The sequence below is a fragment of the Prauserella flavalba genome, from assembly GCF_003202235.1.
Classification (GTDB): Bacteria; Actinomycetota; Actinomycetes; order Mycobacteriales; family Pseudonocardiaceae; genus Prauserella_A; species Prauserella_A flavalba.
In genome coordinates, this window is record NZ_MASU01000003.1 from 137,747 (window position 1) to 149,714 (window position 11,968).

The window sequence follows — 11,968 nt, forward strand, 5'->3', positions numbered from 1 at the left end:
CGTGGCGTTCGCGGACTACTTCGACGCGAACCTGTTCTTCGAGGCGGCGATCACGCTTGTCGTGATCATGGACCCGCCGGGGACCGTGCCGGTGTTCCTGAGCCTCGTCGGCCGCAAGCCGCCGTCGGCGAGGGCGCGGGCGGCGCGGCAGTCGGTACTGGTGTCGCTGCTGGTCATCTCTCTGTTCGCGGTGGCGGGCCAGGCGATCCTCACCTACCTCGGGATCGGCATCCCGGCGTTGCAGGGCGCGGGCGGGCTGCTGTTGCTGCTCATCGCGCTCGACCTGCTCACCGGGCGGGGCGGCTCCGAACCGGAGGCGATGGAGGACGTGAACGTGGCACTCGTGCCGCTGGGCACGCCGCTGCTCGCCGGCCCGGGTGCGATCGCGGCGACGATCGTGTTCGTGCGGCAGGCCGAAGGGCGGATCGGCGCGTACGTCGCGCTGGCGCTGGCGATCGTGACGGTGCACCTGGTGCTGTGGGCGTGCATGCGCTACTCGGGCGTGCTGATCAAGGTGATCAGGGAGAGCGGCATCACGCTGCTGGCGAAGATCGCCGGCCTGCTGCTGGCCGCGATCGCGGTGCAACTGGTCGCCGACTCGGTGCGCGGCTTCATCTCGGGGGCGTGAGGTCTCCGCTCGCGGCCCGTCCCCACGGGGAGCAAGGGAGCTTTACTACCGTTTGGCGGGAGCAAAGCTCCCTTGCTCGCTTTTGGGGCGCGGGGTTGTCGGTGGGGATACGTACGCTGGGACAGGGTGGTGTGCATGGGGCAGCTGGGCTTCGACTTCGGGGTGCAGCCGAAGCGCTTGACGAAGGTGACGCCGGCGCGGCTGTCGACGTTCGACGACTGCCCGCGTCGCTACCGGCTGACCTACCTCGACCGGCCCACCCCGCAGCGCACCGGCGCCTGGGCGCACAGCACGCTCGGCGCCGTCGTCCACAACGCCCTGCGCGCCCTCTTCGACCTGCCCGCCGACCGGCGCACGCCGGAGCGGGCCGCGGCGCTCGTCACCGAGCAGTGGAACGACGCCGGGTTCCTCGACGCCGCTCAGGCGCACCAGTACCGCGAGCGGGCACGGCAGTGGGTCGCCGAGTACGTCGAGCACAACGACGTCAGCGGCGACCCGGTGGGGCTCGAACGCTGGGTCTCCGCGCCCGTCAGCGCCGGTGACGGGCCGCCGTCGCTGATCGTCGAGGGCCGCGCGGACCGCATCGACGAGCGCGACGGCGAGCTCGTGATCATCGACTACAAGACCGGCAGGAAGGCGCCCGACGAGTACGAGGCCCGCGGCTCACAGGCGCTCGCCCTCTACGCCGTCGCCGCCGCCCGTACGCTGCGCAGGCCCTGCCATCGCGTCGAACTGCACCACGTGCCCACCGGCACCGTCGCGGCGGCCGAGCACACGCCGGAAAGCCTGCGCAGGCAGCTCACCCGTGCGGATGAGACGGCGGCGGAGCTGCAGACCGCAACGGATACCCTTGAGGCGGGCGGAGACGCGGACACGTTGTTTCCCGCGCGCACGTCACGGCGCTGTTCCTGGTGCGACTTCCGGCCGAGCTGCCCCGCCGGGCAGCAGGCGGCGCCCGCCGCCCGTTCGTGGGACCTGCTCGCGCCCTGAGCGCGGGACGACACACGTGGAGTGAGATTGCACGGGCCGAACACGACAGAGCTCGAGACGGTCGAGTTGGCCACGCCGGGAACGGGGGAGCAGCAGCCCCCTCACCGCACGGGCCGGTGGTGGCGCGGGCTCACCGGGTCTCTCGCGGCCGGGCTCCTCGTGCTGGCCCTGTTCGTGCTCGTCGTGCAGATCGTGAGCTCGCTGAACGACTCCGAGGGGCCCGGCGTCGTCGCCGTGCTCGGCCACCTCGCCGGTGCCGCGCTCGCCGTGGTCGCTCAGCTCGTGGTTGACCGCCGCCGCGGCCGCGTCGCGGGCGTGGCCGGGCTGTGCGTGCTCGCCATCGCGGGCGGCGTGCTGTGGCTCTTCTGGTGGGCCTGACTCACCCGAGCCAGGCCCGCCACTCCGCCGCCAGGATTTCCAGCAACGCACGCGGGTTCTCCGTGTTCGGTGAGTGCGCCGCGCGTTCGACCACCGCGAACGGCACGTCCAGCCGCCGCGCCATGTCCTTCTGCTGCTCGACGCTCCACGCGTCGTCGTGCTCACCGGCCACCACCAGGCCCGGCACGCCACGCTCCCGCAGCGCAGCGGCGAGCTCGTCCACGCGGTCCGGCTCCGACCGCAGGCCCGCCGCCATGCCGAGCAGGCCGGCCGTACTCGACGTCACGAACCGGGTCCGCAGGAACGTCCGCAGCTCCTCGGCCAGTGCGAGCCACGCCGGTGCCTGCGCGCTCACCTGCTCGCGGACCGCGTAGGCGGCCTCGATGCCGTGGTTGCGCAGGAGCGGTTCGCCCACGTCGAGCGCGCTGAGCCGCGCACCCGGCGGCAACCGGTCCGGCCCGCTGTCCAGCAGCGTCAGCCCGGCGACCGGCGCACCGGCCAGCACGGCGCCGCGGGCCACCAGCCCGCCGTAGGAGTGCCCCAGCAGCAGCAGCGGGCGACCGTTCCCACCGAGTGTGGAAACCAGGTCGGCCACCGCCTCGCCCAGCGCCAGCGGCAGGTAGCGAGACTCGTCGTCAGGACCAGGCGACTCGTACTGCCCAGGCAGGTCGACCGCGACGGGGTGGAGCCCGCCCTCGGCGATGCCGTCGAGCAGCGGCGCGAAGTCCTCCTTCGAACCCGTGTAGCCCGGCAGCAGCAGGACCGTCGCCAGCGGTTCGGCGGGGTGCGGCCCGGACAGCGCCGCGACGGGCCCGTACCGGCCCGGCAGCGACGTCCTGCGCGCACCGTGCGGCGACAGCTGGGAGAACGCGGCCGTCATCGCAGCGCCACCAGAGTGCCCCCACGCTGCTCGAGCAGCACCGGGCCCGCCGAGGCGAGCTGTACCTGCCCCCGGTAGCCGTGCCGGTCGACGCCCACCGTGCGCACGGTCGAGCCGGTGCCCTCGTCGACCACCGCGAGCCCACCCTCGATCGGCACCACGTACTGGCCGGCGAACATGGCGCCGGGGCCGCGCGTGCCGTCCAGGGTCCACTGGGGCGTGAGGTCCTTGCGCGAAAGGGCCACGGTGCTCGAACCCGTGAACCAGTAGATGTTGTCGGCGCCCTTGGCGGTCGGCACGACCCCGCCCTCCGGCGCGCGCTGGAGATCCGCGGCGGGCACGTCGAGCGGGTACGCCGCGAGCTGCTCGCCCTTGGACCCGTAGAGCGCCAGCTGACGGCGCTGGGGGAGCGCGACCGCGACGGTGTCGCCGGACATCGCCACCAGCCACGCGGAGGGGTCCGGCAGCACCGTGCTGAACACCTCCTCGGGCTCGTCGGCCTCCTCGCCCGCGGCCTTGAGCACCGTCAGTCGCGCGTTCTGCTCGCCGGGGCAGTCCTCGATCACCCCGACCTCGCCCGCACCGGCCGCGACCGTGCCGTACGTGCAACCCTCGCGCGGCTGCTTCTCCGGGTTGACCTTCGGGAACACCTCGCCGTACTCGAGGCTTTTCACCAGGTCGTTGCGCCACGTGTTGAGCAGGTGCTTGCCGGTGGTGGTGACGTGCCCGCCGTCGCTCACGAGGCGGGTGTTCAGCTCGGCGTCGCCGTTGCGCTGCGCGGTCCGCCTGCCGGTGGACGGGTCGAGCTGCGTGACCTCGCTGCAGCCGGTGTCCTTGTGGTAGACGGCGAGCGCCCTCGACCAGGCGCCCGCGACCGTGCACAGCTCGAGGTCGCGCGCGTAGCGCCAGCGCACGTCACCGGTCAGCGGGTCGCGCCCGGTCACCTCGCCGCCGGAACCGGTGACCACCGAGGAATCCTCGCTGACGGGCACCGGGGTCGCCGGGCTCTCGGCCTGCCAGATCTCCTGCAGGGACGCGGGTACCGACGCGGGCGCCGGCGGCAGCGCCGCGGGCGGATCGGCCAGTTCGTGGCTGGTGGCCCGCTGGTCGCTGAACGCCCAGACGAGCACACCGGCGACCAGCACGACCACCGTGATCAGCGCAGCGGCCACCCGGTCCCGCCTGCGGTTCCACGGCGAGGGCCTGCTGCGGGGCGGCGCCGCGTGCCGGGCCCCGCCCGGTGCGGCGGCCGCCTCGCCGGTGTCGTGCTCCGAGGCCGGAGCGAGCACGTCCTCCGTGCCGGGCGGGAGCACGGGCGGGTCCGCGTCGTGCCGTTCGCTGTCGTCGTGCCTGCGATGCCGCCCGGAGGAGGTGTTCACGTGCCTCAGTCTGCCCCCGCCGACGTCTCGGCCGTGTTGGGCACCCCGGCCCTGCGCCTGCGGCGGCGCCGCGCGGGACGCTCGGCGCCCTCACCGGCGGCGGGGTCGGTCTTCTCGCTGCTCGCGGGCGATTCGCCCGCGGGCTTCGAACCGCCGCCGCGGGTGCGGCGCCTGCTGCGGGTGCGGCCGCTCTCGGCCGCTGCGGCCGCCTCACCGGACTCGGCGGCCTCGCCCTCGGGCTTGGCCTCGCCGGAGAGGTCCTTGCCGCCCCGCGTGCGACGGCGCGACCTGCTCGAACGCCGGGAGGCGGTGGTGCCGGAGGAGCGTCCCCGGCGCTTGCCGCCGAAGTCCTCCTCTTCCTCGGCCGCGAGCCCGGCGCGGGTGCGCTTGGCCAGCGGGAGCCGCCCGGTGGCGTCCTCGGGGATGCCGAGGTCGCTGAACAGGTGCTTGGAGGTGGAGTAGGTCTCCACCGGCTCCGGCATGTCGAGGCTCAGCTCGTCCGAGATCAGCTTCCAGCGGGGGATCTCGTCCCAGTCCACCAGCGTGATCGCGACGCCCGTCTTGCCCGCGCGGCCGGTGCGGCCGATGCGGTGGACGTAGGTCTTCTCGTCCTCCGGCGTCTGGTAGTTGATCACGTGGGTGACGTCGTCGACGTCGATGCCGCGTGCCGCGACGTCGGTCGCGACCAGCACGTCCACCTTGCCGGAGCGGAACGCGCGCAGCGCCTGCTCCCTGGCGCCCTGGCCGAGATCGCCGTGCACGGCCGCGGCTGCGAAACCGCGCTCGGCCAGGTCGTCGGCCACCTTCTGCGCCGTGCGCTTGGTGCGCGCGAAGATCATCGTGAGGCCGCGGTCCTTCGCCTGGAGCACCTTGGCGATGAGCTCGGGCTTGTCGAGCGAGTGGGCCCGGTAGGCGAACTGCGTGGTGCGCTCGTGCACGGCGCCGGCGTCGTTCTCCTCGGCCCTGATGTGGGTCGGCTGGTCGAGGAACGTCCTGGCCAGCGTGATGATCGGGCCGGGCATGGTGGCCGAGAAGAGCATCGTCTGCCGCTTCTCCGGCACCATCCGCAGGATCCGCTCGATGTCGGGAAGGAAGCCCAGGTCGAGCATCTCGTCGGCCTCGTCAAGGACGAGCGCGCGCACCTTGCCGAGCACCAGGTGCCGCTGCTCGGCGAGGTCGAGCAGGCGGCCTGGGGTGCCGACGACCACGTCGACGCCCTTGCGCAGGGTCGCGATCTGCGGCTCGTACGGGCGGCCACCGTAGATGGACGCGATCCGGATGCCGAGGTTCTTGCCCGCGTCGGTCAGGTCATGGGTGACCTGGAGGCACAGCTCACGGGTCGGGACCACGACGAGCGCCTGCGGCGTGCCGTCACCGGGCAGCTCCAGCCGCTGGAGCAGCGGGACGCCGAAGCCGAGGGTCTTGCCCATGCCGGTGCGGGCCTGGCCGATGAGGTCGTCGCCCGCGAGTGCGAGCGGAAGGGTCAGCGCCTGAATGGCGAAGGTGCGCTCGATGCCGGCCGACTGGAGCGCCGAGACGATCTCGGGGCGGACGCCGAACTCGGCGAAGGTCGGGGACTCCGGCTCGACGGGAGCTCCTGCCTGCAGCGGGTGCGACGTGTCGGTCGCGGGCAGGCCGCTCTCACTGTGCTCGAGCTCGACGGGGTCTGTACTGGGATTGGTGTTCTGGTCGATTGTCGATCGCCTCTCTCATACCAGCGCGCACGGCCAGGCATTACGCGGCACTCGACCACGCGGATTGCGGTCCGCTTCGCGGTTGGTCACGCGAAACGCGTCCTGCGTGGGAACACCGCTCGAGGCGTGCACGCACACTGTGTATTCACCGACGTGCGGCGGCACACGATGAAGTGACAACTTCACTATCAGTCCGAAGTGTACCTTGTCTACCTGCTCAGTCGGTGACCGTGCTCGCACTGTGTCACGTGTTGTTGGTCTCCCCGGTTACGGGGACGGGTTTCCCCACTACGGTGAGACTGTGAGTGAGGCGAAGCCACAGATCGCCCCAGGGGTCGCCGACCTGCTGGGGGTGCTCGCGTACAGCGAGCTGTCCGCGTTCGACCGGCTGGCCGAGGACGCGAGGACGGCCCCCACGCTGGCCGGACGCGCCGCGCTGGCGTCGATGGCCGCCGCCGAGATCGGCCACTACGAGATGCTCGAACGGCACCTCGGCGACCACGGCGTGGACGTCGAGGACGCGATGCAGCCGTTCGTGCGGCACATCGACGCCTTCCAGAACTCCACGTCGCCGAGGTCGTGGCTGGAGTCGCTGGTCAAGGCGTACGTCGTCGACAACCTCGCCGCCGACCTCTACCGCGAACTGTCTCAGGTGCTCGACGAGGAGACCCGCAAGCTCGTGCTGACGGTGCTGGCCGACACGGGCCACTCCGCGTTCGCCGAGCGCGAAGTCGCCGCGGGCATCATGGCCGACGCCAAGCAGCGTGACCGGCTCGCGCTGTGGGGCCGCAGGCTGCTGGGCGAGGCGTTGACGCAGGCCCAGTACATCGTGGCCGAGCGGGACGGGCTCGCCGAGCTCATCGTTGCGGGCTCCGGTGATCTCTCCGGCATCGCGGCGCTGTTCCGGCGGCTTCAGCAGGGTCACACCAAGCGGATGCAGGTGCTGGGTCTCGGCTAGCCTTGACAGTGAACGAACCGGCATGAACCCAGGCGGAGGTTGCACGTGGAGGTCAAGATCGGCATCAAGGACACCCCGCGGGAGCTCGTGGTGTCCAGCGGCCAGTCGGCCGAGGAGGTCGAGAAGCTGGTCGCCGACGCACTGGGTGCCGACAGTGCCGCTAATGGCCTGTTCCGCCTGACGGACGACAAGGGCCGCAAGTACCTGGTTCCGTCGGACCGGATCGCCTACGTCGAGATCGCGCCGTCGGACGTCCGCAAGGTCGGCTTCGCCGTCGGCTCCTGACGCACCCGCGGGCCGGGGCCGTGCACACGCTGCACGGCCCCGGCCCGCGTCGTTTTTTCAGCCGTCTTCAGCCGTTGATCGCCTCGAGCGTGGTGGGCACCGTGAACGGGGGCGTGCTAGTGCCCATGATCCGGTAGCGGTCCCACGGGTCGGGGTCGGAGAGCTCACCCTGCGCCGCGGCCTCCGGCGTGCGGATCTCGACCTTCTTCTTCTTGCCGCCGGCCAGCGCGGAGAGCTGTTCGTTCACCTTCACGCGGCCGTACCAGTGGTAGTAGCCGTCGATCGGCTGGAAGTGGCCGCGCAGCTCCACCTCGATGTCGAGCTCGGTTCCCTCGACCAGCAGCTTCGCCGGCCCGGTGTAGCCGTCCTCCTCGTGGTCGTGCTCGCTCACGATCCGTCTCCCGTCTTCTCCGTCCGGACCTCGGTCAGCTTCACGACCTTGTTCGCCTCGAGCGGCTGGTCGGGGTCGATGGTCACGCCGTGCTGGCGGGACAGCCCGTCGATGGCCGCCCAGATGATCTGTGTCAGGTACTCCACGACGCTGTCGCGGCTCATGGTCCGCTTGTCCAGCCACCACTCGCCGGTGTTCTGCACCATGCCGACGATGCCGTAGGCCCACGGCTCCGCGGCGCCGGAGTCCATGTTGAACATCCGCATGTAGTCGCCGAGCAGCGCGGTGAGCGCCGTCGCGATCACTTCCTTGTCCTCGGCGACCACGTCGGCGTCGACGGGCTTGTCGGCGAACGAGTTACGCGCGAGCAGGCGGTAGAGGTTCGGGTGCTCCTCGATGACCGTGAAGAACGCGTCGAGCGCCATGCGGATGCGGGGCACCGGCGCGAGCTCGGCGTTGATCGCCGGCATCAGGCGCTGGAACAGCAGCTCGGTACCGCGCTGGCCCAGCGCGACGTAAAGGTCGGCCTTGTCCTCGAAGTGCCGGTAGAGCACGGGCTTGGTGACGCCCGCGGCTGCGGCGACATCCTCCATGCCCAGGTCGGGGCCGTGTTCGTCGAGCGCCTTGAGCGCGGCCTCGACGAACTCGGCACGCCGGGCGATGCGGTGCTTGCGCCACCGGTCGCGGCGGGCATCTCCGGTGCCGGTCGGGGCCTTCTGCTTGCTGTTGCGCTTGACACGGTCGGCCATGCGGCTCATGCTACCAAAAGTAACTGTTACCCGAGGTTACATACAAGGGGAAGGTGGTGTCGGCAATGACGCGGACCCTGGGCGACGCCGGCCGCGAGAAGACCGCCGAACGGCTGCTCAAGTCGTCGGCGAACAAGTTCTACGACCCCGAGGTCGACATCGACTGGGACGCGCCGCTGGTCGAGGGCAAGCGCTACATCCCGGAACACCGCTCCACCCTGTACGGCACCGAGCTGTGGGAGCAGCTGACGCCGGAGCAGCGCATCGAGCTGGGCAAGCACGAGATCGCCAGCGTGGCCACCAACGGCCTGTGGTTCGAGATCCTGCTCATGCAGATGCTGCTCAAGGAGGTCTACAACGCCGACCCGACGAGCAACCACGCGCAGTACGCGCTCACCGAGATCGCCGACGAGTGCAGGCACTCCACGATGTTCGCCCGCATGGCCGAGCGCATCGGCTGCCCGCCGTACGGCCCGGTGAAGTGGCGCCGCAGGCTCGGCAAGATCCTGCCCGTCATCGGCTACGGGCCCGCGCTCTACGGCTCGATCCTGGTCGCCGAGGAGGTCCTCGACCGCCTGCAGCGCGAGCAGATGAACGACCCCGACATCCAGCCGCTCGTACGCATGGTCAACCGCATCCACGTCCTCGAGGAGGCGCGGCACGTCACGTTCGCGCGCGAGGAGGTCACGCGCGGCATGGCCAAGCTCTCGAAGTCCGAGCTGGCCTACCAGCGGCTGCTGATCGCGCTGGTGTCCCACGAGGTCACGCGCAGCCTCGTGAACCCCGCCGTCTACAAGGCCGTCGGCATCCGGCCGAGGGACGGCTACCACGCCGCCATGAACAACCCGCACTGGCAGCGGACCATCCACTACGCCGGGGAGCGGATCATGCCGTTCCTCGACGAGGCCGGCCTCGTCGGCGGGCCGGGGATGCGCTGGTGGCGGCGGTCGTTCCTGGTGAACGACCGGTGACCGCGGCTCCGGCTGCCGCGCGCGCGACGCGCGGCGAGTTCGTCACGAGCGACGGCACCCGCCTGCACGTCGAGCTGAGCGGGCCCGCCGACTCGGCGGTGACGCTCGTGCTCGTGCACGGTTGGACGCAGGACCTGCGCACGTGGAACCGCGTGGTCGGCGAGCTGCCCTCCGGCGTCCGCGTGCTGCGCTACGACCTGCGCGGGCACGGCCGGTCGGCACCGGCCAGGCCCGGCACGGCGACGATCGACCAGCTGGCCGACGACCTCGCCGAGCTCGTCGCCGAACGGGTGCCCGAGGGCAGGCTCGTGCTGGCAGGGCACTCGATGGGCGGGATGACGATCATGGCGCTCGCCGACCGGCATCCCGCGCTGGTGGCGCAGCGCGTGGACGGTGCGGCGTTCGTGGCGACGTCCTGCGGGAACATGGACCGCATCACGCTCGGGCTGCCGGGGGTGGCCGGGGCAGGCGCGGCCAGGGCGGAGCGGCGGCTGGCCCAGCTGCTGCTGGCCTACCGCAAGGACGCGCTGCCGTTGCGGCCGGGCGCGGCGAGGGCCGGTGCCCGCTGGCTGGTGTTCGGGCGCAGGCCACGCGGGCAGGACGTGACGTCCGTGGTCGACCAGCTGCTGTGTGCCCACCCGGCGAGCATCGGCGGGTTCCAGAACGCCATCTCGCTGCACGACCGCAGGGTGGCGCTCGCGGCTCTGCGGACCACGCGCGCCGTGGTGCTGGCGGGAGAGGCCGACCGGCTCTGCCCCGTGTCGCACGCGCGCGCGATCGCCGAGGAGCTGCCGGGGTCGAGGCTGCGCCTGTACCCGGGGGCGGGGCACATGCTGCCGCAGGAACGAGCGCACGAGGTGGCCGTGCAGCTCGGCGGACTGGTGCGGGTCAGTACGTCCTGACCGTCACGGGTGCTGCAGGGGGAACCCGGCACCGATCCCGCGCCAGGCCAGGGTCGAGGTCAGCGCGACGGCGTCGTCACGGCTCATCGAGCTGTGGTGGGTCAGCCAGAATCGCGCGCTGACCTGGCTCAGGCCGACGAGGCCCACGGCCAACAGGCGCGCCTTCTCCTCGTCGAGCCCGGCGTCGGCGGTGATCGTCTCGGTGATCGCGTCCACGCTGGCCGACGTGGCCCTGTCCACGGCCTCCTGCACGGAGGGCTCGCCCCGGAGGTCCGATTCGAACACCATGCGGAAAGCGCCTGCGTCGCCGTTGACGAAGTCGAAGAAGGCGCCGACGGCGTTCTTCACGCGCTGCTTGTTGTCGGTGGTGGAGGACAGGGCGCCCTGCACGGCCTTGACCAGGCTGTCGACGTGGCTTTCCAGCAGCGCGATGTAGAGGTCGAGCTTGCCGGGGAAGTGCTGGTAGAGCACCGGCTTGCTCACGCCCGCGCGCTCGGCGATGTCGTCCATGGCAGCCGCGTGGTACCCGTTCGCGGCGAAGACCTGCTGCGCCGCCGCCAGCAACTGGGCGCGGCGCTCCGTGCGGGGGAGCCGGACGCCACGGCTGAACTGCGCCGATCCGGTGCTCTCGCTCGTCCCCTGCGATTGAGGGTGCGCCGTCTCAGTCATCCCGCCTCCAACTTCACTTCCCACCGCACATTACTCGCCGGTACACGCCGAACGCCAAGCGCGGCGAACTTGAGGCATCCTGGGACGGTGTCGGAAACACTGTCCCGCCAGGTGGCTCCCCGCTCAGGAAAGCGGCCGCCGCTGACGCACGTACCCCTGTCGAATACCCCGCTGCCGCCGCTCGATGCGACGGTGAGCCCGTGGCCGGGCCAACAGGAAAGGGTAGGTGACCTGGATCTGCACGTGCGGCGGACTCCCGGCGCCGACGACGTGACAGTGGTGTACGTCCACGGCCTCGGCGGTTCGTCCACCAACTGGACGGACCTCGCGGGCCTGCTCGCGCCGCACGCCGGCGGGGTCGCGCTGGACCTGCCCGGCTTCGGGTTCTCCGAGCCGAAGGACGGGTTCACGTTCAGCCTCACGGCGCATTCCGAGGTCGTGGCCGACTTCATCGAGCGGAACTCGACGGGTCCGGTTCACGTGGTCGGCAACTCGATGGGCGGCGCGGTGTCGCTCCTGCTCGCGGCGAAGCGGCCCGACCTGGTGCGCACGCTGACGCTGATCTCGCCCGCCATGCCCGACCGCAGGCCCGACCCGAGGCGCCTGTCGGACCCGCGCATGGCGCTCGCGTACCTGCCGTTCGTCGGCAGGCGCGTGCGCAGGCAGCTCGCCGCGATGGGCCCCAAGGAGCGGGCCCAGCAGGTGATCCGGCTGTGTTTCGCCGACCCGGAGTCGTTCCCGGCGCACCGGTTCGACGAGCTCGCCGACGAGCACAGCAAGCGGGCGGAGTTCGCCTGGGCGAACATGGCGATGGCCCGGAGCACGCTCGAGATCTTCCGTACGTGGTTCACCGGCGGAGAGCGGTCGCTGTGGGCCGTGGCGCCGACGGTCGACGTGCCGGCGCTCGTGGTGTGGGGCACCAAGGACAAGGTGATCTCCGTCCGGCGCGCCGCGCGCACCGCGCAGCTGATGCCGAGGGCACGGCTGCTCGTGCTGCCCAAGACGGGTCACGTCGCGCAGATGGAGCGACCGGTGACCGTCGCCAGGGCCGTGCTGGGCATGTGGGAGAGCGTCGAAGCCGACACGTGGTGACC

At 71.5% G+C, this 11,968-nt stretch carries 14 protein-coding genes; 8 read left to right on the top strand and 6 right to left on the bottom strand.

The genetic code is table 11. The features are described 5' to 3' along the window. Nucleotide 1: 1 nt before the first annotated feature. From BA062_RS06620 to BA062_RS06630, 3 genes are all read left to right on the top strand, one after another. On the top strand, nt 2–628 hold the full coding sequence (locus tag BA062_RS06620; protein ID WP_110335167.1) for a MarC family protein: 627 nt from the start codon (nt 2–4) through the stop codon (nt 626–628). A 135-nt stretch (nt 629–763) separates the two neighbouring features. Further along, a complete protein-coding gene (locus BA062_RS06625) occupies nt 764–1,618 on the top strand; it encodes a RecB family exonuclease (protein WP_110335168.1) in 855 nt (284 codons plus the stop codon). A 21-nt stretch (nt 1,619–1,639) separates the two neighbouring features. Then, nucleotides 1,640–1,996, top strand: coding sequence for a hypothetical protein (locus BA062_RS06630; RefSeq protein ID WP_425452868.1), 357 nt, complete (start codon nt 1,640–1,642; stop codon nt 1,994–1,996). 1 nt (nt 1,997) lies between these two features. On the opposite strand, the gene BA062_RS06635 is transcribed toward BA062_RS06630, so the two are convergent. From BA062_RS06635 to BA062_RS06645, 3 genes are read right to left on the bottom strand one after another with little or no spacing between them, the layout of a single operon-like run. Then, nucleotides 1,998–2,876 (bottom strand): alpha/beta fold hydrolase, encoded by an 879-nt coding sequence (locus BA062_RS06635; RefSeq protein WP_110335170.1) that lies wholly within the window; start codon nt 2,874–2,876, stop codon nt 1,998–2,000. Next, complete coding sequence (locus BA062_RS06640) at nt 2,873–4,255, bottom strand: Rv3212 family protein (protein WP_110335171.1); 1,383 nt, start codon at nt 4,253–4,255, stop codon at nt 2,873–2,875. The genes BA062_RS06635 and BA062_RS06640 overlap by 4 nt, the downstream gene beginning before the upstream one ends. Before the next feature lie 5 nt (nt 4,256–4,260). Beyond that, entirely contained in the window at nt 4,261–5,889 is a 1,629-nt protein-coding gene (locus BA062_RS06645) for a DEAD/DEAH box helicase (RefSeq protein ID WP_245959709.1), read from the bottom strand. 361 nt (nt 5,890–6,250) lie between these two features. Here BA062_RS06645 and BA062_RS06650 point away from each other — a divergent pair, with 361 nt between their 5' ends. Both BA062_RS06650 and BA062_RS06655 read left to right on the top strand, forming a co-directional pair. Continuing rightward, nucleotides 6,251–6,907: a ferritin-like fold-containing protein gene (locus tag BA062_RS06650; protein WP_110335173.1), complete on the top strand. Its 657-nt coding sequence runs from the start codon at nt 6,251–6,253 to the stop codon at nt 6,905–6,907. A 45-nt stretch (nt 6,908–6,952) separates the two neighbouring features. Further along, nucleotides 6,953–7,192: a DUF3107 domain-containing protein gene (locus BA062_RS06655; RefSeq protein WP_110335174.1), complete on the top strand. Its 240-nt coding sequence runs from the start codon at nt 6,953–6,955 to the stop codon at nt 7,190–7,192. Nucleotides 7,193–7,259: 67 nt separating this feature from the next. Here the strand turns inward: BA062_RS06655 and BA062_RS06660 are convergent, their stop codons facing one another. Together BA062_RS06660 and BA062_RS06665 are read right to left on the bottom strand one after the other, a co-directional pair. Then, the gene (locus BA062_RS06660) at nt 7,260–7,583 is read right to left on the bottom strand and encodes a DUF4873 domain-containing protein (protein ID WP_110335175.1); all 324 of its coding nucleotides are present in this window, start codon (nt 7,581–7,583) and stop codon (nt 7,260–7,262) included. After that, nucleotides 7,580–8,341 carry a TetR/AcrR family transcriptional regulator gene (locus tag BA062_RS06665; RefSeq protein ID WP_110335176.1) on the bottom strand — a complete coding sequence of 254 codons (762 nt, stop codon included), beginning with the start codon at nt 8,339–8,341 and terminating at the stop codon, nt 7,580–7,582. Before BA062_RS06665 ends, BA062_RS06660 begins: the two co-directional genes overlap by 4 nt. Before the next feature lie 56 nt (nt 8,342–8,397). Here BA062_RS06665 and BA062_RS06670 point away from each other — a divergent pair, with 56 nt between their 5' ends. Both BA062_RS06670 and BA062_RS06675 read left to right on the top strand, forming a co-directional pair. After that, nucleotides 8,398–9,303 carry an AurF N-oxygenase family protein gene (locus BA062_RS06670; RefSeq protein WP_110335177.1) on the top strand — a complete coding sequence of 302 codons (906 nt, stop codon included), beginning with the start codon at nt 8,398–8,400 and terminating at the stop codon, nt 9,301–9,303. Continuing rightward, on the top strand, nt 9,300–10,205 hold the full coding sequence (locus BA062_RS06675) for an alpha/beta fold hydrolase (RefSeq protein WP_110335178.1): 906 nt from the start codon (nt 9,300–9,302) through the stop codon (nt 10,203–10,205). The genes BA062_RS06670 and BA062_RS06675 overlap by 4 nt, the downstream gene beginning before the upstream one ends. A 3-nt stretch (nt 10,206–10,208) precedes the next feature. Here the strand turns inward: BA062_RS06675 and BA062_RS06680 are convergent, their stop codons facing one another. Further along, nucleotides 10,209–10,874: a TetR/AcrR family transcriptional regulator gene (locus tag BA062_RS06680; RefSeq protein ID WP_110335179.1), complete on the bottom strand. Its 666-nt coding sequence runs from the start codon at nt 10,872–10,874 to the stop codon at nt 10,209–10,211. An 87-nt stretch (nt 10,875–10,961) separates the two neighbouring features. Here BA062_RS06680 and BA062_RS06685 point away from each other — a divergent pair, with 87 nt between their 5' ends. Then, nucleotides 10,962–11,966 carry an alpha/beta fold hydrolase gene (locus BA062_RS06685; RefSeq protein ID WP_110335180.1) on the top strand — a complete coding sequence of 335 codons (1,005 nt, stop codon included), beginning with the start codon at nt 10,962–10,964 and terminating at the stop codon, nt 11,964–11,966. Nucleotides 11,967–11,968 lie beyond the last annotated feature (2 nt).